21 protein-coding genes are annotated in these 20,899 nt (G+C 62.9%); 7 read left to right on the top strand and 14 right to left on the bottom strand.

Translation table 11 applies throughout. The annotated features are described in order from the left end of the window. Positions 1–25 precede the first annotated feature (25 nt). The 4 genes from HY019_RS05360 to HY019_RS05345 all read right to left on the bottom strand — a co-directional run bounded on the left by HY019_RS05360 (position 26) and on the right by HY019_RS05345 (position 3,481). A complete protein-coding gene (locus tag HY019_RS05360; RefSeq protein ID WP_290688951.1) occupies positions 26–637 on the bottom strand; it encodes a YdeI/OmpD-associated family protein in 612 nt (203 codons plus the stop codon). Between the two features lie 127 nt (positions 638–764). Beyond that, entirely contained in the window at positions 765–1,916 is a 1,152-nt protein-coding gene (locus tag HY019_RS05355; protein WP_290688949.1) for an alpha/beta hydrolase, read from the bottom strand. 7 nt (positions 1,917–1,923) lie between these two features. Next, complete coding sequence (locus HY019_RS05350; protein ID WP_290688947.1) at positions 1,924–2,490, bottom strand: YceI family protein; 567 nt, start codon at positions 2,488–2,490, stop codon at positions 1,924–1,926. 61 nt (positions 2,491–2,551) lie between these two features. After that, entirely contained in the window at positions 2,552–3,481 is a 930-nt protein-coding gene (locus HY019_RS05345) for a LysR family transcriptional regulator (protein ID WP_290688945.1), read from the bottom strand. A 114-nt stretch (positions 3,482–3,595) separates the two neighbouring features. Here HY019_RS05345 and HY019_RS05340 point away from each other — a divergent pair, with 114 nt between their 5' ends. The 5 genes from HY019_RS05340 to HY019_RS05320 all read left to right on the top strand — a co-directional run bounded on the left by HY019_RS05340 (position 3,596) and on the right by HY019_RS05320 (position 8,865). Beyond that, positions 3,596–4,372, top strand: a complete 777-nt coding sequence (locus HY019_RS05340; RefSeq protein WP_290688944.1) for an SDR family oxidoreductase — start codon at positions 3,596–3,598, stop codon at positions 4,370–4,372. A 338-nt stretch (positions 4,373–4,710) separates the two neighbouring features. Then, complete coding sequence (locus HY019_RS05335; protein WP_290688942.1) at positions 4,711–4,893, top strand: hypothetical protein; 183 nt, start codon at positions 4,711–4,713, stop codon at positions 4,891–4,893. Further along, positions 4,886–6,781 (top strand): AAA family ATPase, encoded by a 1,896-nt coding sequence (locus tag HY019_RS05330; protein WP_290688940.1) that lies wholly within the window; start codon positions 4,886–4,888, stop codon positions 6,779–6,781. Before HY019_RS05335 ends, HY019_RS05330 begins: the two co-directional genes overlap by 8 nt. Before the next feature lie 46 nt (positions 6,782–6,827). Then, a complete protein-coding gene (locus HY019_RS05325) occupies positions 6,828–7,829 on the top strand; it encodes an MBL fold metallo-hydrolase (protein WP_290688939.1) in 1,002 nt (333 codons plus the stop codon). 154 nt (positions 7,830–7,983) lie between these two features. Continuing rightward, positions 7,984–8,865 carry a metal-dependent hydrolase gene (locus HY019_RS05320; RefSeq protein ID WP_290688937.1) on the top strand — a complete coding sequence of 294 codons (882 nt, stop codon included), beginning with the start codon at positions 7,984–7,986 and terminating at the stop codon, positions 8,863–8,865. A gap of 64 nt (positions 8,866–8,929) precedes the next feature. Here the strand turns inward: HY019_RS05320 and HY019_RS05315 are convergent, their stop codons facing one another. After that, entirely contained in the window at positions 8,930–9,367 is a 438-nt protein-coding gene (locus HY019_RS05315) for a hypothetical protein (protein ID WP_290688936.1), read from the bottom strand. 171 nt (positions 9,368–9,538) lie between these two features. Next, positions 9,539–10,483, bottom strand: coding sequence for an NAD(P)H-dependent oxidoreductase (locus HY019_RS21520; RefSeq protein ID WP_363302311.1), 945 nt, complete (start codon positions 10,481–10,483; stop codon positions 9,539–9,541). A gap of 321 nt (positions 10,484–10,804) precedes the next feature. On the opposite strand from HY019_RS21520, the gene HY019_RS05300 reads away from it, so the two are divergent. Beyond that, positions 10,805–11,524, top strand: coding sequence for a hypothetical protein (locus tag HY019_RS05300; RefSeq protein ID WP_290688934.1), 720 nt, complete (start codon positions 10,805–10,807; stop codon positions 11,522–11,524). A 212-nt stretch (positions 11,525–11,736) separates the two neighbouring features. On the opposite strand, the gene HY019_RS05295 is transcribed toward HY019_RS05300, so the two are convergent. Continuing rightward, complete coding sequence (locus tag HY019_RS05295; RefSeq protein ID WP_290688933.1) at positions 11,737–12,621, bottom strand: hypothetical protein; 885 nt, start codon at positions 12,619–12,621, stop codon at positions 11,737–11,739. A 261-nt stretch (positions 12,622–12,882) separates the two neighbouring features. Here HY019_RS05295 and HY019_RS05290 point away from each other — a divergent pair, with 261 nt between their 5' ends. Continuing rightward, complete coding sequence (locus HY019_RS05290) at positions 12,883–13,170, top strand: hypothetical protein (RefSeq protein WP_290688931.1); 288 nt, start codon at positions 12,883–12,885, stop codon at positions 13,168–13,170. Between the two features lie 248 nt (positions 13,171–13,418). On the opposite strand, the gene HY019_RS05285 is transcribed toward HY019_RS05290, so the two are convergent. From HY019_RS05285 to fusA, 7 genes are all read right to left on the bottom strand, one after another. Continuing rightward, positions 13,419–14,231: an NYN domain-containing protein gene (locus HY019_RS05285; RefSeq protein WP_290688929.1), complete on the bottom strand. Its 813-nt coding sequence runs from the start codon at positions 14,229–14,231 to the stop codon at positions 13,419–13,421. A 72-nt stretch (positions 14,232–14,303) separates the two neighbouring features. Further along, positions 14,304–15,365 carry a hypothetical protein gene (locus HY019_RS05280; RefSeq protein ID WP_290688927.1) on the bottom strand — a complete coding sequence of 354 codons (1,062 nt, stop codon included), beginning with the start codon at positions 15,363–15,365 and terminating at the stop codon, positions 14,304–14,306. Between the two features lie 121 nt (positions 15,366–15,486). Beyond that, entirely contained in the window at positions 15,487–16,299 is an 813-nt protein-coding gene (locus HY019_RS05275; RefSeq protein ID WP_290688925.1) for a methyltransferase domain-containing protein, read from the bottom strand. Next, entirely contained in the window at positions 16,292–16,996 is a 705-nt protein-coding gene (locus HY019_RS05270) for a transporter substrate-binding domain-containing protein (protein WP_290688923.1), read from the bottom strand. The genes HY019_RS05275 and HY019_RS05270 overlap by 8 nt, the downstream gene beginning before the upstream one ends. Positions 16,997–17,111: 115 nt before the next feature. Further along, on the bottom strand, positions 17,112–18,188 hold the full coding sequence (locus HY019_RS05265; protein ID WP_290689178.1) for an MBL fold metallo-hydrolase: 1,077 nt from the start codon (positions 18,186–18,188) through the stop codon (positions 17,112–17,114). A 108-nt stretch (positions 18,189–18,296) separates the two neighbouring features. Beyond that, entirely contained in the window at positions 18,297–18,719 is a 423-nt protein-coding gene (locus tag HY019_RS05260) for a hypothetical protein (protein ID WP_290688921.1), read from the bottom strand. A 28-nt stretch (positions 18,720–18,747) separates the two neighbouring features. Beyond that, positions 18,748–20,784: an elongation factor G gene (fusA, locus tag HY019_RS05255; RefSeq protein ID WP_290688919.1), complete on the bottom strand. Its 2,037-nt coding sequence runs from the start codon at positions 20,782–20,784 to the stop codon at positions 18,748–18,750. Between the last annotated feature and the right edge of the window lie 115 nt (positions 20,785–20,899).

Genomic DNA, 20,899 nt, shown 5'->3' with positions numbered 1-20,899 from the left:
TGGATACAACCAACATCCGGGCGGTTCACGCCTTGGCCTTCACCTTGGGCTTGAACAGATGTACGGTCTCGCCGCGTGCGAGCATCTCCACGAGTTGGGCTATCCGCTTCGCTCGTGTCTCGGCTTTCACGGCCGTTTGAATGCGCCACAAAACCGCATAGCGATTTGATGCGTTGAGCGTGGCGAAGAAAGACTTCGCCGTCGGTGCTGCATCGAGTGCCGCAATCAGGTCATCGGGCACCACGGATGTACGCGCGCCGTCGTACGCCCGCGCCCAGCGGCCATCGGACTGGGCGGCCTCGACCTGCGCGAGGCCTGGTGCCTGCATGCGGCCCTCCTGAGTGAGCGCCGCGACCTTGTCGACATTGACCTTCGACCAGACGCTGCGTGCACGCCTGGGCGTGAACCGCTGGAGGAAATATTGCTCGTCCAGGCCCTTCTTCTGGCCGTCGATCCAGCCCCAGCAGAGTGCGATCTCCACCGATTCAGGGTAGGTGACGCTGGCTTCGTTGGCACCGCGCTTGGCGATCTTGAGCCACAAGCCAGCGGACGTGGCATGGTGCCGTTTCAACCAGCTCTCGAACGCCTTGGCGTTCTTGAACAAGGTCGGGGTGTCGGCAGACTGGTCAACGGGCATGCGCGAAGTGTATGTGGCAAGGGCGGCGAGTTTGGCCCATGACCGCCATGTTGCCGATATCGCGAGTTGGGCGTGTGGCCGCCATCGCCGGCGTCCGCTGCCAACACCCCCGCAACAAGTGCCGAACTCAGCGACTGACCAAGGCCGCTCGTCGCGGTGATGGCGTGTCCGATGTGGCCGGCGTGTGCGGCGAAATCAGATGCCTTTGGAAGAATGCGACGATTTTTTGATTCACCTCGGGAACCACGCGGGCCCGATCGAAACCGGGTGGGTCGTCGATGAGGTCGGCAATGAGCCCAGATCGATTGGGGGGCAAGGGAGACAGCAGTGCCCCATGCCCGCCGCTGTCGATATCCTCCAACCGTTCGCAGCTAGCGCACGCCTGAAGAACCCGATCGCTATGAAATTTCGGGATCAACCACTTGTCCTGTCTGGCCGTCACGAAGCCCAACGGAACGAGAGGCGTGGTGAGCGATGCCATCTCAAAATCAGCTGCCAGTGGAACGCCGGCAACGATGGCGGCAATCCTGGGGTCAGTGTGGCTTTGCCATTCCGTGTCGGTGAATTTGGCCGCGATGATCCATAGCGCAATGCGCTTCTTCAAGCCGTCAAGAATGCCGCCGGTGAGCCGGGTCGCTAACCCGACGCAGGTCTGGAAGTCCTCCGCAATATGCGCTTCGCAGTGCTGCCTGAATTGCACCGGGGACCAACGGCCTCCGGCCAGTGTGAGCGCCGTATGCCCACCTGCCGACATGCCATACATCCCCACCTTTTCCAGATTCAACAAGGGCGCAAAGCGAGCGTCCTGTCCCACTGCGTCGATGGCTTTCGACACTTCGGTCGGGCGTCGCTTCCAGCTGTCGGGCCCAGGAGCATGGCCATCTTTGTCGTTGTCGCCAACATGTTCGGGCATGGCGACAATGAATCCGGCCTCGACCAAGGCGCGGGCCAGATCGGCATAAATCCAGGGCGATCCGCCAGACCCGGGCGAGATCACAACCAATCTGCCGTTGCCAGGCACGGGGTCGCCCTGCCAGGCCACATCAAGCAGGAACGGCCCGCGCTCGACTTGGCGGCTTGTCGCGCTGGAGGCATAGAAGACCGTCACGATGCCGTGGTCCGCGGTATGGGCGATCTCCACCAAACCCGTGGAGGCTTGACCAGACACCGCAGTCAGCGCCAGAACGGCAAGCGTCGCAAGGCGCCCAATAGTCGGATGGGCTGCGCTCAACCAGTTTCGGCCCTGCACAAACCAGCCCCGTGCGCGCTGTCCTTTCATGGCGACTTCACTCCTTCGCGACCGCTTCCACCTGGATGCGCAGGTTCACATCCATCTTGAAGCCCCATTCCTTGCCTGCCCCCAGGCCGAACTCGTCGCGGTTGAAGCTGCCCGAGGCGTCTGCACCGCAGAAGTCGCGCTTGTACATCGGGTGCGGCATGCACTTGAGTTGGTGGATGGCCAGGGTCATGGGCCTGGTCTTGCCGTTCAGCGTCAGCTCGCCCACCACCTGAGTCGGCACGCCGGCCTTGGCGCCCTCGAAGTGGCCCTTGAACGTGGCGCTCGGGTTCTGCGCGACGTTGAAGAACTCTTTGCCGGTGGCCCAGCTGTTCATCGCGTCCAGGCCAAAGTCGATGCTGGCCAGATCCATCTTCACGTCGACGCTGCCGGCGCCGGTGGCCTTGTCGTAGACGATGGTGCCGGCGTTCTTGTTCAGCTTGCCGCGCCAGTAGGACATGCCCATGTGGTCGGCCTCGAAGCTGGGGTAGGTGTGTGCGGGATCGATCTCATAGGTCACGGGCGCGGCCTGAGCGGCGAAGGCGAGCAGGGCAGTAATGAGCAGCAGTGACTTCATGGGCGATCCTTGCGGCGAGCGGGATGGTGAAAGGGGTTGCGTTGCATTATCCCCGGCCGCGCTACTTCTGTCCGAATCGGGCCGCCTGCCCGCTGGCGGGGAATGCCTGGAGGATGTAGTCCACGAACACCCGTACCTTGGCCGGCACGAGCTTGCGGCTGGTGTAGTAGATGGACAGTGGCCGTGACTCGGCATGCCAATCACGCAGCACGCGCACCAGCTCGCCGCTTTCCAGCAGCGGCAGCGCATGCGGCAATGGCAGCATGGCAATGCCCATGCCGGTGGCCGCCGCGCGTGCCATGGCCTCAGGGTCGTCCAGCACCATCACCGGGCGCACGCTGGCAACCAGTTCCTGGCCCTCGCTGTTCTTCAAGGCCCAGGGCACCAGCCGACCGGTGGCCAGCGAGCGACGCAGCAAGCCCTGGTGGCGTGTGAGGTCTTGGGGGTGCTTGGGCGTGCGGTTGGCCTTCAGGTAAGCGGGCGAGGCCACCAGCACGATGCGCACTCGCGCGAGTTCGCGCGCGATCAGCGCATCGGTCAGCTCGATGCCGCCGCCGATGGCGACGTCGAAGCCTTCAGCCACGAGGTCGACCTGGCGGTTGTCGAAATGCAGGTCGGGCACGACGTCCGGGTAGCGGCGCACGAACTCGCCCAACAGCGGCAGCACATACTCGCGGCCCACCGTGTGCGCGAGCGCCACCTTCAAGGTGCCTGCTGGCTTGCCCGCGCCCTGGCGCAGATCGGTCAGCGCATCGCTGATCTCGCGCCAGGGCAGCCGCACCTGGCCATACAGCCGCTCGCCATCGGTGGTGAGCGCGAGCTTGCGGGTGCTGCGCTGGAAAAGCCGCACGCCCAGCCGCGCCTCCAGTTGCCCCACGCTCTTGCTGATGGCTGCCGGTGTGAGCCCCAGGTGGCGCGCGGCGGCAGAGAAGCTGCCTTCGTCTGCAGAGGCGACGAAGGCGTCGAGGTAGCTGCGCAGCTCGGTCAACATGGTTTTATCTTATACCAATGGTTGAAGCTGAATGATCAATTTAACGACTACCGGAAACAAGCAGAGGTACTCAAACTGATGCTCATCAACCCCGCCACACCGAAAGGAAACGCCATGAGCACCACCATCAACACCACCCCCGCCATCACCGGCAAGCCCCTCGCCGGCAAGGTCGCCTTCATCCATGGCGGCTCGCGCGGCATTGGCGCCGCCACCGCACGCCGCCTGGCCCGCGATGGCGCCACCGTCGCGATCGGCTATGCCGCTTCGGCCATCGCGGCCGAAGCGCTGGTCGAGGACATCAAGGCCAGCGGCGGCAACGCCATCGCTCTCAAGGCCGATGCCACCGACGCTGCGGCGCTGACCCGCGCCATCGACGGCGTGGCCGACCGCTTCGGCCGCCTGGACATCCTGGTCAACAGCGCCGGCGTGCTGGCCTTGGCCCCGCTGGACCAGTTCACGCTGGAAGACTTCGACCGCACCGTGGCCGTCAACATCCGTTCCGTGTTCGTTGCCACGCAAGCCGCCGCCAGGCACATGAAGGAAGGCGGCCGGATCATCAACATTGGCAGCACCAACGCGCAGCGCATGCCGTTTGCCGGTGGTGCCCCCTATGCGATGAGCAAGTCCGCGCTCGTGGGCCTGGTCAAGGGCCTGGCGCGTGATCTTGGCCCGCGGGGCATCACCGTCAACAACGTGGCGCCTGGCCCGGTGGACACCGACATGAACCCCGAGGCTGGAGACTTTGCCGCCGTGATGCACGGCCTGATGGCCATCCCACGTCACGGCAAGGCCGATGAGATTGCGGGTATGGTGGCCTACCTGGCTGGCCCGGACGCGGCGTTCGTCACCGGCGCCGACCTGTTGATCGACGGCGGTTTCGCAGCCTGACCAACCATCGGTGCGGCAGCCGTCGCGCGCCCGCTTGCGATTTTGCGGCGATGGCGATATCATCGCGCCCACCTTGCCGAAGGCGCCTACGACAGCGCCCGCAAAACCTCCTACCTGACGGAGATCCTCATATGTCCTCCTTGTTCATTTCGACCAACGACTGACACGGTTCCCGAGCCCCGGCTGATCCGCGTCTGTTCACAGATACGGCCTCAGACCGCGCGGCAGCCAAAGCCCCGCAGCCATTGAGCCGGGGCTTTTGCTTTTCGGAAACCGCAATGAGTGCACAACTCCGTTCCCGCTCCCTTCAAGAGGGGCGGCTCAAGGCCCTGCGCCGCATGAAACAGCCGATGACACTGGTGCTCGAGACGAGCCCAGGTGCGCGCGACCCCGTGGCGCGTGCGCTCGGCCAGCGTGGCATGCGTGGCGCAGGTCAGCATATTCAAAGCCGCGGCGCCCAGCGCCGGGCCGACCGCATGGCGCTGCAAGCGCTGGTGCGACGAAAGGATTGGGATGAATGACACCCCAACGTTGCGCGTGCAGCTCGCGCAGAGAAATCAACAGCTGCAGGAGATCGCTGCCTTGCTCAAGGCCGAGCTGTTCGGCATCGACGCCGTCATCGATCGCGTTGTCGATGCCGTGCGCGCCTGGTATGTGCTGCCCGATCTCGTCACGCGCCCCGTGATCGTCTGCCTTTGGGGCCTCACCGGCACCGGCAAGACCCAACTGGTGCGCCGTCTGGCGCAATTGCTCGGCTTCTACGACCGCTTTGTCGAAGTACAGATGGACGGCTTCTCCAACGGCGCGAGCTGGCGCGGTGCACAAAGCATCTCGGGCATGCTGGCGCAATCCGGCGTGCGCGAGGGCGAGCCTGGCATCCTGGCGCTCGATGAGTTTCAGCGCTTTCGCACCATCGACAACAAGCGTGGCGAGCTGCGTGTGGAGCGCTATCAGGACGTCTGGGCTTTGCTCTCTGACGGGCGCATGCCACCTGCGCTCTCGCTCCTGGGCGACATCGAATCGTCTATCGCAGAGGCTGCCTACGACGCCGAACGCGCCGATGCGGACGATGCCAAGCGACGCTTCAAGCTGAGCAGCTGGGAGGCGCAGGAGCTGAGGCGCAACCTCAAGCTCGACGAGCCGCTGATGGAGATCATGGGTTGGACGCCCGAGCAGATTCAGGAGCGCCTGCGCGCCTTCCGGGAAAGCGGCCAGAAACAGTGGGAGACCGACTACAGCCGCCTGCTCATCTTTGTCTGCGGCAATCTCGACGAGATGTACGAGGACATCGCCACCAGCGTGGACGACTGTGACAGCGATGCCAACATCTTCCACGCGTTGACCAGCAAGCTCAGCGTCATCGACGTCAAGCAGGCGCTCAACAAGCGCTTCAAGCCTGAGCAGGTGGCGCGCCTGGGCAACGAGCATGTGATCTACCCCTCGCTCAGCCGACATGCCTATGAGCAGTTGATTGAACAAGGCTGTGTCCGCTATGCCCGTGAGACGACGACGGGCTGCGGCCTGCACTTTGAGGTGGACGCCAGCGTGCGCGAGCAGATCTACGCCAACGCCGTCTTCCCAGCCCAGGGGACCCGGCCACTGTTTTCATCGTTGCATGCCATCCTCGGCACTGGCCTGGCGAAGGCGGCGCTGTGGGCGCTGGAGCGCGGCGCAGCGGCGGGCGAAACCGTGGGCCTGACGGCCGATGGTCGCAGCTTGATCGTGCATTGGCGAGGCCAGTCTCAGGCCATTGCAGCTCCCTTCGAGATCAACCACCTGCGTCAGCGCAGCAACCCGGACTTTCGTGCCTTGCTGGCCGTTCATGAGGCGGGTCATGGTCTGGTTCACGCCTTGCTCTTTGGCCGTGCGCCACAGGAGATCAAGATCCACGTGGCCAGCTTCGAAGGCGGCTACAACGCCTATGCAGCTCGCAAGGTCTGGTCGCGTCGCAACCTGCTTGATTCGATCTGTACCAGCCTGGCCGGCCGCGCCGCCGAGTTGCTCGTCTTCGGGCCCGAGTTGAGTTCCAGCGGCGCCGAGAGCGATCTGCGCAAGGCCACAGAAGCGGCAGCCCGCATGCTGCGCCACCTTGGACACGGCGCTCGCATCGGGCGCAGCGACGTGTCCGTCAACAGCGAAGACAACCTTTGCACGGACGTGGACGCCAGCAACGCGCCGATGGAAGCGCTGCTGCAGGCCGAACACGCACGCGCGACGAAGATGTTGGAGACGCATCGAGGCGCCTTGCTGGCGTTGGTCGATGAGTTGATGGAGCAGGGGCAGGTCACGCCAGCGCGGTTCGCCGCGGTGACAGGGCTGCCCTTGGAGGCGCCTGAGGACGCGTTGGACCCCTATGCGGAAAGGTTGGCGGCGTTTCGAGGCGATAGACTGACACGGTTGAGGGCGTAGGTGGTCAGGCGATCCTTCCGAACGCACATACATCTTGCAGGTCAGCATGAAGAAAATCTACGCCTTTGTTCCCCTTGCTTTGGCCGCGGTCGCCCTGATGGGATGCTCGGGCCTTCTCAGGCCGGCGGTGGACCTATCTGCGCCGGGCCTGGCATACCGACAGGAGGAGGTCAGGACGCCGGGCTTGTCCCTGACCTTTTTCGGAACAAGCACGGTGCTCCTGTCCGATGGGGGCAACGCCATCATGACCGATGGCTTCTTCTCTCGCCCCTCCTGGTTGCCACTGCTCCTCACCAGGTTCGAGTCCAACGAGGAAGAGATAGGCTTTGCGCTCCGCCAGGCCAAGGTCAGGAAGGTGGATGCGATCCTGGTTGCGCACGCCCACCACGACCACGCGATGGATTCGGGGCTTGTCGCACAGAAGACAGGCGCAACGGTGTATGGCTCGGCGTCGACGCTCAACATTGCGAGGGGTCAGAACACGCCAGAAAGCCAATTGCATCTGCTGAGGGCAGGGCAGCCGCTGGTGGCAGGCCAGTTCAAGGTCACCGCTTACGAAACGCCGCATTCGCCGGAGCCCATCAACGTCGGGTTCATCGACCACCCCCTGCATGTTCCTGCGAAACTGGGGGATTACAAGCTGGGAGAAAACTATTCCTTCCTGGTCGAGCATCGACTCGGCAATGTGCTGATTGTGCCCAGCGCCAACTACAAACCCAATGCCTTCGACGGCGTCCATGCACCGGTCGTTGTGCTGGGCATTGGCGTGCTGGGGAAGCAGTCCGAGGCTTTCACGGAACGCTACTGGGACGAAGTGGTTCGCAAAACGGGCGCCAGGCTGGTGTTGCCGGTTCATTGGGATGACTTCGCGCGCTCACTGCGGGAGCCGCTTGTGCCCTTGCCGCGCTTTGCGGACAACATGGCCGTGACGCTGGAGAGGCTTCAGGCATTGGCGAAACGGGATGGCGTGGCGATCCGGTTCTTGCCTGCTTTGCGGGAAGTCAGCTTGCCCGTGCTGGACGATCCGAAGGCGGATGAGCGCCACTGACCACTCAAATCGTGTTCAATGCCGATGCAGCGGCGGCTTATGACGCGCAGCCTGCCTTCTTGTCGCCACCGCTGCCTTGCAGTCGCGGGTCATGCTCCTAAGATTGATTCAAATCAATTCACGTGCCCCAAGAGGCAAACGAACGGAGACAGACATGAGCCAACAAGCCCTGCACAACGCCAAGGAACTGGTCGCCCGCGAAAAGCTGGACTTCGGCCTGGACGGTGACCTGCCCCGCTGGTGGTACGAGAACAACCCGTACAAGTCACGCTTGATCGACGCCTTGCAAGCCGCCTTTCCAGACGGCGAGCGCTACTTCATCTCGTGCGTGCGCGCCTACCGCGAGCAGACCACGGACCCCAAGTTGCTGGCAGAGATCAAGACTTTCATCCGTCAGGAAGGGCAGCACGGCATCGTTCACTCCAAGTACAACCAGCGGCTGCGTGAGCAGGGTCTGGATGTGGACGCCATCGTTGACTTCATCAACTGGAACAATGAGGCCCACACCAAGCACTTCTCCAAGGAGTACAACCTGGCTTTGACCGCTGCCTTCGAGCACTTCACGGCGATGCTGGCCGAGATCTTCTTCGTCGAAAAGAAGACCATGTCCGATGCCGACCCCAAGCTGCGCGCCATGATGGCCTGGCATGCCGTCGAAGAAATGGAGCACAAGGCCGTTGCTTATGACGTGATGCAGAAGGTGGCCAAGGTCGGCTACCTCAAGCGCTGCCTGGCCATGGCCCATGTCACCTTGTTCCTGAGCTACCTGACGCTTCGCTTCACCAACCGCCTGCTCAAGAACGACGGGTTCTCTTTCGGCCAGCGCATGTGGATGATGGCCAAGTGCCGCTGGTGGCTGTTCGGCTACAAGGGCATCATCTCCAGCCACCTGGGCAACTTGCTGGCCTACTTCAAGCCCGGCTTCCACCCCTGGCAACAAGAGGCCATCCACAACTACGAAGCCTGGGTGGAGGCCTACGAGCGCACGGGTGACCCGATGCTGGCTGGTGCGGCGCTCTACCAGGCCGCTCACTGAGCGCGAGGCTATGGGGAAGGCATGCATTGATGCACACCTTCCCGTGGTTATCAGCCTTGGTGCCTCAACCCCGCATCAACACCACCGCTTGCGTGCCCACAGGTAGCACACGCCCGCCATGCGACAGGGCGTAGGTCTGCGCTTGTTCTCGGTTTGAGAACCACAGATTGGGGTACCCCGCGGTGGCCTGCAGCACGTCCAGATGGGGCAACTGCTCAACCGTCATGCCTGACAAGGCTCGGCTGTAGTGTTCCCAACTGGGTTGGCCTGCCTCAATGGCCAAGGTGCGCAAGAGGTGCTTGCGCCGGACCATGGCCCGTTGCTGGTGCAATTGAGGCAGCGAGAGATCGCGCAGTGTGTGGGTGGCCAGGATGCGCCGCAACACAGGCAGCGACACCCTCAGGGAGTCGGAAGTCGCTGCGCGGTGAAGCTGCCTGGCCAAGGCGCGAACAAGGTCTGCCGCCTGGGTGCTTGAGGGCTGAGAGGAAAGGGATGGTTGCATACCAACTCCTGGATCGCGGCCTGCTCGCTGTCGGCCTGTGGAGGGTATGCAAGCGCGTGGCTTGCGGATGAGCGGTGCGTCAGCTTTCGCGAGGTGGGCGCCCGGTGAGCCCGCCGTGATTGTACGGCGGCGCGCCCGGCCGTGCTCAGCTGAGCGCCATGCCGCTGTCAATCACTTGCTGGGCACCTGCCGCAGCCCCTCGAGGATCTTGGCCGCAGCATGGATGACCAGCTTGTGGCGAGGCATCTCATCGACGGGGATGTTGGCGCCCAGCAGCGGGACGGTGATGGACGCGGCCTCAACCAGTTGGGCATTCATCGTGACCAAGGTTTCGCGAAGCGCATCGTCGGCATGGTGCGCCCGGTCGGAGGTGTTGATGACCGCGACGGCCTTGTTGACGAAGGGTTCATGACTCACCAGCCAATCGAGGGCGTTTTTCATGGCGCCTGTGACGCCATGGGCGTACTCCGGGCTGGCGATCAGCAGCGCGTCGGCTTCGGCAACAAGGGCGCGCCACTGCGCGGCTCGCTCGGGGGGCGCATCATCGAGGTCAGGGTTGAAGATGGGCAGCGCATCCAGGCCCTGGTACAGCGTGACCTGGACGTCGTCGGGTATCACCTGCGCCACGGCGCGCAAGAACGCCGCATTGATGGACGATGCGCGCACGCTGCCGGAGACCGCCAGGATGCGTAAGACAGGGGCAGGCTGGCGTGCCGTGGATGGTGGGGGCGCCTGGTGGCAGGCGATGCAGATCTTGTTGCCATCCGGGTCTCGGAAGTAGGCGCCGTAGTAATGCGGGTGGTAATGGGGCCGCAAGCCGGGCGGGCCTTCACAGCGTCCACCGAGGGCCAGGGCAGTCTGATAGGCAGCTTCGACGCCTTCGCGGTTGGTGGCACTGAACGCCACCATCTGGCCATTGCCGGGATCGTGGGCCTCACCATTGAAGGGTTTGCAGATCACAAAGTAGGGGCGGGTGCCGCCTGCGCTGTGCCAGCCAGCCCACGGCTTGTCTGGCTCGACAAAGCGCTGTTCGATGTTGAGCTTGCCCAGGACCTGGGTGTAGAAATTCAGGGCGCGATCGAAATCGCTGACGGCCACAAAGACGTGCGAGAACACTGACAGACCTCCTGGATTGATGGGTATGAACAAGAATCATGCCCTTGTCAGGTGAGGCTTTCCCGCTCTTCATTCAACTAGCCAGCAGGTTTGCCACAGTGTTGCTCGATCTGCCTGAGAGCGTAAGTAAACGGTGCCATGGCCATGTGGATGTCCGCTTCGTGCATTTGTTCCAATGCCACCAGGGACGGCTCGTGTCTCATGGTTCATTTCGGCCGGGAGCGGGCGGTCACGGGGGGCGGATTTCTGTGATTACCAGATGAGCTCAAGGTGACACGGTACTATCAAAAATCAACGTCTTGAATTGCTCTGGGAGGCATCATGAAAGCGCGCGGACGCACAACGTCATTGCTGATCAGTCTGTCCATTTTCGGCGTCGCGAACGGGGCGGAGCCAGTGCGTGATCCATTGACTGTCCTGAGTTCCCTTGCCGATCGCATGTATACATTTGGTGAAACTACCGGCAAGGCTGCCGACATGATTGATGCCGAAGTGAAGGCCGCTGATGAAATTCGCCGATACGTGGCAAGTGGGGCGACTGATGGACTTCTTGCGAAGGAAACCGGCGGTCAATCCCCTCTGGCTGCGGCAGCGTACATGGGTTACCCGAATGTCGTTGAGGCCTTGCTGGCATCAAAGCTTGTCAAAAGCCATATCAATGACTCGGATCGGATGGGCATGACACCTTGGATTGCCGCGAATTTCTCGATGAAGCAGAGTCTGTGGACCTGCAATCCAGCGGTGTTTGATGACCCCTACAAGTTTTTGCCGATGATTGTCACTCAGCCATATTACCTATCGAACCCGACGTCACCCTATAGGAAGGCACGTGAATTGCTCGAAGCGGCGGGCGCAGTCTCAGACCTTGCTGCGGCAAAGGAATTGTGGCTTTCGAACTGTACGAATGGATCGGAGGACGCCAAGGCCAAGGTGAGAGCCAGCTCTGACCTGCAGATGACTTTGCAGGGGTTAGGAGCCGCCGACCTGGTTGGTCAGGCGATAAAGATGCGGAAGAAGGCTGCGGAGGCACAACGGAAGTGATTCAGGTTCGGCGAGTACACCCGTTTCGGCGGGGGCGTAGAGCGGCCGGGAGCGGCTATAGCTGAAAGACTGCCACATGAGCATCCGATCAATACGTGTCAATTTCTGGTTCAGCGCACATGTGATAGTTTTGCAATGAAACGATCCAAGAGGCGATGATCGATCGGTATTCCCCCCGCGATTTGCTGCGACGTCGTTCGGCCCCTGTCCGCTCAGGCGCCGACCGGCACGGAAGGCGTACCCCCTCCAAACTCGCCGTCGCGCTTCGTACGCTTGGTTGATGGCGGGCCAGGGTCATCCTCATCGTCGGAGTCGTCGTCCTCGGGGAAGAGATCGTTCACCCGTCCAACCTGATCGTGAAACGCGATGTAGATGGGCAGGTGGTCGCTGCGGCACTCGCTCCACTTCGGGTCGACGACGTCCTTGACCCGATCCGAGCCCTTGGGCGACGCAGATACCCGCGTTTTGCCGGGCACGATGCGACCGGCCTGGAAGGAGGGGCCGACGCTGTCGGACACGAAAACCTTGTCGAGCGGGGAACCGCGGCCGCGGGCGCTGGTAGCACCAAGGGAGGGCGCCTGAAATCCGCCGCCGCGCGACCGTGTCGCTCCAGGCACAGCGGTGCCGTACGTATTCATGTCGCCCAGCAAGCAGTCGGCTTTGCGCTTCTTGCAGTTTTCCACGGCCTTTCCCGCAAAACTGGCTCGAGCGGATTCATCGAATGGCGCGTGGCATGTCCCGATCTTCATGCGCTCGCCCCCCTCTTGAGCATCGAACAGCACAAGCGGGTTGGTGGCTGTGATCTGACGTGTACCCTGACCCACGCCGAGGTCCACTGAACTCACATTGCTGATCTTCACTCCATCTCGGGCCACAATCACAATTGACCCTTGCGAGCCGCCCTTTTGCAGCGTACCGCGCCAGGTCGATTTGCACCCGCGCGGTTGCGATTCATTGCGACGCGAGCCGAAGTCGAGAAGTGAGCCTGTGGGCTCTTGAATGACGAGAACGCTTGCACCCCAGCGCTCGCACATCGCAAGGACATGTTCAATCGGGATGCCTTTTGACTTGGCCATGTTCCAACTCACGACGACCATGGATGGTTCTCCTAGAAGGCTGCTCGCCTTTGGACTCCTTGGAGTCGCCTTGGTTACACCTAGCGTTTGGTCTCGTCAGCGCCGTACAGTATTCCCACCTGAGTTTGATAGCGCTGGAGCAAACAACGAAGCCGGGGGCCGAATCCATCCCATCATGGTCCATGACCATTTGGACGTTTCAGTTCAAGTCCGCACTTGAATTTGATAGATCTTATGCTGCTGGGAGAGATATCGAAATCCTATGTATTAGGGAGCGACTGCATGGCCTTGAACGAAGAACACCGCTATGAGCTAGCTCGTTTTCGTTTCGGGCTTTGCCCACAAGTCTTGACCAGATCCCACATGCTCTTTATACCGTCATGGATTTTGCGTACGCAGCAATATGCGTCTGTCGTGTCGTGCGGCAAGCTGGGCAACAAGTTGCCGTCTTTCTTGAAGGAGATCCCCATGGATACCACGGCCAAAAACACGCGTAGTCAACCCTGGAACAAAGGAAAGCTGATTGGCCAGAAAGCACCGTTGAAGCCGAAGGATATGTGGGCCATTTGAATTTGGCTGCAGACGCAGCAACGCATAAAGAGACTTGCCCTATTAAATCTGGCTCAATCCGGCGTTTGACGTTGCCAACTGTGGCACAGGGGCGGGTTCCTGGATAAACAGCAACAATGAACACGCAGTGGACGAACTAGAACGAACGCATGTCTCCCGCCTAACCTTGCTGTGCTACGTCGGAAATGGGTGGCTACTCGTCGCCAGGGCCGAGTTGCCCCAACCGATCAGCAAGGACCGATTCCAAATCAAGCCGCCCCCTTGACACGCAGTTGGTGATCCACCTCACCCTTGCGTACCTCCACCACCTCAGGCAAGGCCTTGATCATGTCACTGAAGCTGCCATACCCGTGGTCCTTGAAGTCAAACGTGGGATCAAGCCGCTTGATCATCGGCAGCACGCTCGCCTTGTTCACCCAGGCATCACCTGTTGACTCTGCCAGCAGCCGCACCGCGCGGCGCAGCAATTCTGCGGCCGGGTGCACGGTGTGCGAGGGTGCCACGGGGATTGCGTTCGGCTCGGCGTTCGCACTCTCGGCCTCCACCAGGCTTTCATAAAACCGAAACTCGTGGCAGCTGTTCGCCCAGTGCCTGTTCGTGTTCCTGCGCGTTCCGATGCCGATCAAGGTGCGGCCTGCCGCCTTGATCTTCTGCGCCACGGGCATGAAGTCGCTGTCGCCACCGACGATGATCACCGTGCCGATGTGCCCGAAGCGGCCAATGTCTTCAGTGGCATCCAGGCACAGCTTGATGTCTGCCCCGTTCTTCGCCGAGGCGCCCGGTGGGAACAGCTGGATCAGCTCGACAGAGGTCTGGAGCAAGGCATCGCGGTAGCGCGAGAAGAACTGCCAGTTGCCGTAGGCCCGGTTGATGGCAATGGGGCCGTACGATGCGCCCAGCTCGACGAGCGCCTGGATGTCCACCAGCGGCTCTTGCGGCTTGAAGCGGATCTCCTGCTTGGTGTAGGCGCCTTCGCCATATTTGGCTTCCAGCAGGCCGGCGTGCAGGTTTTCAAAGTCCCAGTAAATCGCCACCGAACGGGTGTTGTTAACGTTGTCCAAGCCATGCCCTCACGCAGCAAAATCGTGAGGGCAATATACATGGGCGAATCACCGTCGCGACAGTCGCTGCGTTCAGTCTCCAGTCACGATGGCCACCCCGTTGGTGGTCTTGCTGTCGAGTGTCGCCATGCCGCGCAGCGTGAAGTTGCCGTCCTGATCGACGTTGAACACAGAGACGCGCGATTGCGCACCTGCTGCGTCGATGACCGCTGCCAAGGTGCCTCGCACGGCGATGTCGGTCGGGCCCCCGGTGAACTGCGCCACGACGGCGGCGTCCTGCACGATGTGCTGACCGTAGACGGCATAGCGTGACACGCTCTTGCTGGGCGAGTTGGCCGAGTAGAGGAAGGGCCCTTGCAGCGCCAGCCAGCACGGCGCGTGCTGGGTGCCCGAGCCGGTTGTCGTCAGCACGGTGTTGTGGCGCACCAGGCTGGTCTCGTCGGCATGGGCGATGGTGACGTAGGCCTCGTTGCCGCGCGTGGCCAGGCCCAGCGGTGTGTCGATGTTGGCCGGGAGGTTGGTGACCGAGCTGGCGGCACCGGAGACGGCGCCACGGGCATCAAGTTTCACGGTCTCGATGGCATTGCTCTTCTCGGTGATGATGAGCTCACCTTGGATCACGCCCACCTGCGCTGCGGTGCCATCGGCATGCAGCAAGGGCGCCGAGCCATCAGCCGTGGTGGCGATGCCACCGTGGTTCATGGCATGCGACTCGACCTGCGTGGTGGTGAGCACGTACAAATGGTCTTCTCCGAAGGCGACGCTGACCGGGCTGCCGAGCGTGGGGATGACCTTCTCAAGCCGGAAGCCACCAGGCCATCCGTTGCGCACGAACACGGAGACGTTGTTGGAGCCAAAGTTGACGACCGCCACACGGCCATGGCTGGCCACCACACCCCCTGCATTGCCGCCAACGCCGCCCTGGCCTTGTGTGGGCAGGGCCTGCAGCAGTGTGCCCGCGGGGCTGTAGACAAGCAACTGGTTGGTGGCCAGGTTGGAGGCGGTGACGATCACCGTCTCACTGGCTTGAGAGGCGCTGGCCAGGGCCGGCGTGCCCAGCAGCAAGCTGGCCGCCGCTGCGATGGCGCCAAGGGTGCCACCCACTAGGCGGGTGGGGATGGATATGGTGTGCATGAGTCTCTCCTGTGGAAGCGGATGGCAGGCCAGCACAAGCTGGCCCGATCGCGGCGCAAGATGCGCTCACGACTTCTACTTGGTCGGACTCGTCCCGGGAACCTTACACCCTTGCCTGCCCCTATCGCACCGCCACGATCACATGCGCCTGAATCTTGCCAGCCACCGGGCCTTGGCCATGATGGCGGGCGATCGCCTCGGTGGCGCGGTCTGTCGCGAGCTGCAGCAAGCTGGCGTCGCGCGCCTCGATTTCGTTGCGCAGTGGTGTCCCCTGGCAATAAGCGGTGGCCGCATCGCGTGCCGAGGGCGCACGGCTCACCGCTTCGCGTGTCTCGATCTGGATGTCGGTGAACCCCGCCTGGCGCACGTCCTCGCGGATCAGGGCCACATCGTGATAGCCGTGGGGCGTGCGGGCGAGGAAGCGCGGCGGGTCGTGCGGGAACACCGTGGCGACGGCGTGGGTGACCTCATCGGCAAAGGCGTTCTCTTCGATGCGGTCCCAGACGCTGAAGACAAAGCGCCCGCCTGGCTTGAGCACGCGGCGCGCCTCGGCGTATCCGGCCACCCGGCTGGGGAAGAACATGGCGCCGAACTGGCAGCACACGGTGTCGAACGAGGCATCCTCGAACGGCAGCTTGAGCGCATCCGCCTGTTGCCATGCGATGCGGGCATCGGGGCCCTGCCGGGCGGCGGCGTAGTCGAGCATGGGCTGGTTGAGGTCGGTCACCACGTAGCGTGCGTTGGTGCCGAGTTGGGGTGCGAGTGCCCGCGTGACCACACCGCTACCCGCCGCCGTTTCCAGCACCGAGCCGGGTGAGGAGGCCGCGACCAGCTGGGCCATGTGGCTGGCATAGGCCTCGAAGATCAGCGGGACCATCAGCGTGTCGTAGAACTGCGGGATCGAGCCCGAGAAAACCTGGTCGCTTTCAGCCATGAGGTCTCCTTGCCACCTTGATGGCATTCCAGATTTGCTCGACCAGGTCAGGGTGGGCCGCCTGGAAGGGCTTGGACAGCATGAGGTAGATGTCGAGCTCGGCATACTGCAGTGGCAGTTGCTCGATCATGCCCGCCAGCTTGGGCTCCTGCAAGGCCAGATCACCGTATGCTTTTTGCACGATGACCAGGTCGTTGCGGCCATGCGCGAGCTTGTCCAGGAGCTGCGATGCCGAGGTGGAGTGAGCGTCGATCGGCACACCGTTGGCTTTCAAGGTCTCGCCAAATGAAAACCCACGTTGAACACCCACGGTGGCGCCAGCGGGGAGGCGAAACTGTTTGCCATCCCAGTCCGCCATGCTGCCCTTGCGCCGGTAAACGGCAAAGCGTATGGCGCCCACATAACGCTGGGGGTCGATGACACCGTTCTTCATCGGGAAGACCGCAAAGGCGGTTCTCTCGGCCGTCCATCCGCCAATGGCGCCATCAAACTGGCCGTCTTGCAGCCGGCGAAGGCACCGTGGCCAGGGGACCTCGGCGATGCTCAACTGGACGGGCAATTGAGCAACAGCCTGAGTCGTCAGACGTTGAAAGCTGCCTTTCCCTCCGGGCAGGATGTAGGGGTAGAAGGGTTGATCCTGAACGCACAGCTTCAACGGAGTAGCAGACGCGTCTGCAGCGTGCGCCGGCCATGCCATGGCGGCCATCCAGATAAGGGCCAGCAACCATGAGATCCGGGGGCCTTCGCGCATGCTTGATCTTTCTCTTCAATGAGGTGGTTATGCAGCGCATGGTGCGCTGTGAGGGATCAGCTCAAGGGGTGGCTGGGTGCTCAACGGGCAAGCCGAGTTGATGCCACATCAGCATGCCGCCGCGCATATTGGCCAGGCGTGTGAAGCCGCCCTGACGCAGGATCACCGTGGCCTGGCCCGAGCGCATGCCGGCGTGGCACACCGTGATCACAGGGCGGTCCTGGGGGATCTCGCTCAGGTGGGCCTTCAACTCGCTCAAGGGCAGGATCCTGGCACCCTTGATGCGGCCCAGGCGCTCGTCCATTTCTTCGTGCTGGCGCACGTCAAGCAGCAGCACCTCGTCCAGGTGCTCAGACACCCACTCGGGCTCAATCTCCAGCAGGCCGGCGTAGGTCTGGCGCACCGGCCCCCAGTCGGCCAGGCGCGGCATCTTGCCGTCGGCGGGTTGCCCCGAACGAAGGTTGGCAGGCAGCGCCACCGCGAGCTGTTTCGGGTGAGGCAGGTTCAGGTTCTCCATGAAACCGACGAAGTCGCGCTCGTCCGCGTGGCCGCCGATGCGCGGGTTGTGCGCGCGCTCCTCGCCCACGGACGACATGGTCCGGCCGCTGTAGTCGTGCCCCGGGAAGATCAGGCAGTCATCAGGCAAGCTGAAGATCTGCTCGGTGATCGAGTGGTAGAGCGTGCCGGCGTGCCCTTGCTGGAAATCACAACGGCCAGCACCGCGTATCAGCAGGCAATCGCCGGTGAAGGCCATGTGGTGGTCGTCGCTCACATAGGTGATGCAGCCATCGGTGTGGCCCGGCGTGGCGCGCACTTCCAGGTGGTGTTGGCCGAAGGTGACGCGGTCGCCATGGTCGAGCAGCAGGTCGGCTCCCTGCAAGGCGGCGCCATAGCGCCTGGAGACGCCGATGCGGCAAGCGGTGGCCTGCTGCATCAGCCACGCGCCGGTGACATGGTCCGCGTGGCAATGGGTGTCGAGCGAGGTGGTGAGCCGGAGCCCGAGTTCTTCGATCAGGGCGTGATCGCGCAGGTGCTGCTCGAACACCGGGTCAATGATCACGGCCTGCCGCGTGGCCGGGCAACCCAGCAGATAGGTGTAGGTGGACGACGCGGCATCGAACAACTGGCGGAAGATCAGGTTGCCGAACATGGGCCCCTCCGTTTGCATCTCGTCATTATGCGGACGAAGCGGGCTTGTTCGGGCGCAGCCCCTGCGACCCAGGGCGTGATCGCAGGGGCTGGCTGATCAGTAGGTGGAGGCCGGTGCCTTGCCTGCAGGTGAGGTGCCGCTGGCGGCGGCCATCGGTTGAACGATGTGCCACACGCCGTTGCGGCCATCGCCGTTGCGGTCACCGGGCTTGGTGTCGCCGCCGAAGTAGTACAGCGGCTTGCCCATCCAGGCCCATTGTTGCGCGCCTTCACGTTCGAAACGGCTCGCTTCCGGGGCAGGCTTTGCACCGGCAGCGGGCTCGGCTGTGTAGGCGGGCCAGTTTTGAGCGCAGGGCCCCTGGCAGCTGCTCTTGCCGGGCTGGTCCTTGTCAAAGACGTAGAGCGTGCGGCCAGCGGCATCGGTCAGGATGCCGCCTTGCATCACGGGTTGAGCCTGGACGGTTGCGGCAGCGATCAGGCCACACAGGGCCAGCAGGGTGCGGGAGCGGATGGTCATCATGATGTTCTCCTAGGGTTGAGGTGTTGTGTCAGCCATGGGCATGCATGGCGGCTTGCAGCTGCGGAGGCAGCGCATCGTAGTGATCGAACTGCATCGAATACTGTGCGCGCCCTGATGTCAAGGCCCGCAGGTGACCGATGTAACCGAACATCTCTTTCAGAGGCACCTCCGCACTGATGACCGTGGCGTTGCCGCGCACGTCCTGCGCACGGATGTGCCCACGCCGCCGCATCAGGTCGCCGATGCAGTCACCCACGTGGTCGGCCGGGGTGATCACCTCGACCGCCATCACGGGCTCCAGCACGAGCGGCCCCGCCTTGAGCGCCGCTTCACGGAAGGCGGCACCCGCGGCGATCTCGAAGGCCATGGCCGACGAGTCCCGTTCATGGAAGCTGCCGTCCAGCAAGGTCGCCTTGAAGTCCACGCAGGCATGGCCCGCGAACACCCCCACCAGCGCCGCGCGGCGCACGCCGGCCTCGATGGCCGGGATGAACTCGCGCGGGATGGCGCCGCCCGATATCTGGCTCTCGAACTGCAGGCCTTCACCCCTTGGCAAGGGGGTCAGCTTCAGCGTGAGTTCGGCAAACTGCCCAGGGCCGCCGGTCTGCTTCTTGTGTACATGGTGCACCGTCACTTCCTGTGAAAGGGTTTCGCGGTAAGCGACCTGAGGCCGCCCCACCGCCACCTCCACACCAAAACGGGTGCGGAGCTTTTCAAGCGAGACCTCCAGTTGCAACTCGCCCATGCCGGACAGGATGACCTGGCCGGACTCTTCGTCCATGTGCACGCGCAGGCTCGGGTCCTCTCTGGACAGCAGGTGCAAGGCCTTGCTCAGGTTCTGCTGGTCGACATGGGCCTTGGGCTCGATCGCCACGTCCATCACGGCCTCGGGCACCACGATGTGTTCCAGCACCACGGGGTGGGCAGGGTCACTCAGGGTGTGGCCGGTCAGGGTGTCTTTCAAGCCCACGACCGCGGCAATGTCGCCTGCAGCGATGTCGGTGCGTTCGCGCCGCTGGTCCGCGTGGACTTCATAGATGCGGGCAATGCGTTCCTTCTTGCCGGTGTTGGCATTGAGGACCACATCGCCTGCACGCAGACGCCCTTCATAGACGCGCAGGAACACCATCGAGCCATGCTCGTCGGCCACCAGCTTGAAGGCCAGCGCAGACAAGGGGCGGTCGGCGATGTCCTTGCCGTCTTCGGCGGGCAGGGCCCTGTCTTCCGGTGAAGGCAGGTAGGCCACGACCGCGTCCAGCAAAGGCTCCACACCCTTGTTCTTGAAGGCCGCACCAGCCAGAACCGGCACCAGGGCCCCACTCAAGGTGCCCTTGCGGATGCAGGCACGCAGCGTGTCCACGTCAATGGGCTCGCCTTGCACATAGGCATCCAGTGCACGTTCGTCCTGCTCGACCACGGTTTCGATCAGGCGGGCACGCTGGGCCTGGGCTTGCGCCAGCATGTCCGCCGGAATCGGCATGGTCTCGTACAGGCTGCCGGCACGCTCATCCAGCCAGATCAGGGCCTTCATGGTCAACAAGTCCACGACACCCTTGAAGTCGCCTTCGATGCCGATGGGCAACTGCAACACGGCCGTCTTCACACCCAGGCGTTCTTCGATCATGTCGTTGACACGTGCGAAGTCCGCCCCGATGCGATCGAGCTTGTTGATGAAGCCGATCCTGGGGACGTGGTATTTGTCGGCCAGACGCCAGTTGGTCTCGGTCTGGGGCTCCACGCCCGCGACACCGTCGAACACGACCACGGCACCATCAAGCACACGCAGCGAGCGGTTGACCTCGATGTTGAAGTCGATGTGGCCGGGGGTGTCGATCAGGTTGATCTGCACGCCTTGCCAGAACACCGTGGTGGCCGCGCTGTTGATGGTGATGCCACGTTGGCGCTCTTGCGGGTCGAAGTCCATGGTCGTGGTGCCATCGTGCACTTCGCCCATGCGGTGGCTCTCGCCCGTGTAGAAGAGAACGCGTTCGGTCGTGGTGGTCTTGCCTGCGTCGACGTGGGCAATGATGCCGATGTTGCGACGGGTGATGTGTTTGTGAGTCATACGGATCTTTCAATGCGGGAAGACTGGGCCAGCCTTCGAGCGGGATCCGCATCGCAAGGCTAGCGCGGCACTTGCATGAAGGGACCAAAGCACGCGCGCAAGCCTCTGCATGCTT

Source organism: Aquabacterium sp., from assembly GCF_016195855.1.
Classification (GTDB): Bacteria; Pseudomonadota; Gammaproteobacteria; order Burkholderiales; family Burkholderiaceae_C; genus Aquabacterium.
This window is presented reverse-complemented; position numbering and strand designations above follow the sequence as displayed.

Bases quoted from the DNA above. Each gene is read 5' to 3' on its own strand.
- HY019_RS05325 (WP_290688939.1), top strand. From the start codon at position 6,828: ATGAAGAAAATCTACGCCTTTGTTCCCCTTGCTTTGGCCGCGGTCGCC.
- HY019_RS05280 (WP_290688927.1), bottom strand. From the start codon at position 15,365: ATGCACACCATATCCATCCCCACCCGCCTAGTGGGTGGCACCCTTGGC.
- HY019_RS05330 (WP_290688940.1), top strand. From the start codon at position 4,886: ATGAATGACACCCCAACGTTGCGCGTGCAGCTCGCGCAGAGAAATCAA.
- fusA (WP_290688919.1), bottom strand. From the start codon at position 20,784: ATGACTCACAAACACATCACCCGTCGCAACATCGGCATCATTGCCCAC.
- HY019_RS05315 (WP_290688936.1), bottom strand. From the start codon at position 9,367: ATGCAACCATCCCTTTCCTCTCAGCCCTCAAGCACCCAGGCGGCAGAC.
- HY019_RS05295 (WP_290688933.1), bottom strand. From the start codon at position 12,621: ATGGTCGTCGTGAGTTGGAACATGGCCAAGTCAAAAGGCATCCCGATT.
- HY019_RS05340 (WP_290688944.1), top strand. From the start codon at position 3,596: ATGAGCACCACCATCAACACCACCCCCGCCATCACCGGCAAGCCCCTC.
- HY019_RS05260 (WP_290688921.1), bottom strand. From the start codon at position 18,719: ATGATGACCATCCGCTCCCGCACCCTGCTGGCCCTGTGTGGCCTGATC.
- HY019_RS05320 (WP_290688937.1), top strand. From the start codon at position 7,984: ATGAGCCAACAAGCCCTGCACAACGCCAAGGAACTGGTCGCCCGCGAA.
- HY019_RS05360 (WP_290688951.1), bottom strand. From the start codon at position 637: ATGCCCGTTGACCAGTCTGCCGACACCCCGACCTTGTTCAAGAACGCC.
- HY019_RS05335 (WP_290688942.1), top strand. From the start codon at position 4,711: ATGAAACAGCCGATGACACTGGTGCTCGAGACGAGCCCAGGTGCGCGC.
- HY019_RS05345 (WP_290688945.1), bottom strand. From the start codon at position 3,481: ATGTTGACCGAGCTGCGCAGCTACCTCGACGCCTTCGTCGCCTCTGCA.
- HY019_RS05300 (WP_290688934.1), top strand. From the start codon at position 10,805: ATGAAAGCGCGCGGACGCACAACGTCATTGCTGATCAGTCTGTCCATT.
- HY019_RS05355 (WP_290688949.1), bottom strand. From the start codon at position 1,916: ATGAAAGGACAGCGCGCACGGGGCTGGTTTGTGCAGGGCCGAAACTGG.
- HY019_RS05270 (WP_290688923.1), bottom strand. From the start codon at position 16,996: ATGGCATGGCCGGCGCACGCTGCAGACGCGTCTGCTACTCCGTTGAAG.
- HY019_RS05350 (WP_290688947.1), bottom strand. From the start codon at position 2,490: ATGAAGTCACTGCTGCTCATTACTGCCCTGCTCGCCTTCGCCGCTCAG.
- HY019_RS05290 (WP_290688931.1), top strand. From the start codon at position 12,883: ATGGCCTTGAACGAAGAACACCGCTATGAGCTAGCTCGTTTTCGTTTC.
- HY019_RS05275 (WP_290688925.1), bottom strand. From the start codon at position 16,299: ATGGCTGAAAGCGACCAGGTTTTCTCGGGCTCGATCCCGCAGTTCTAC.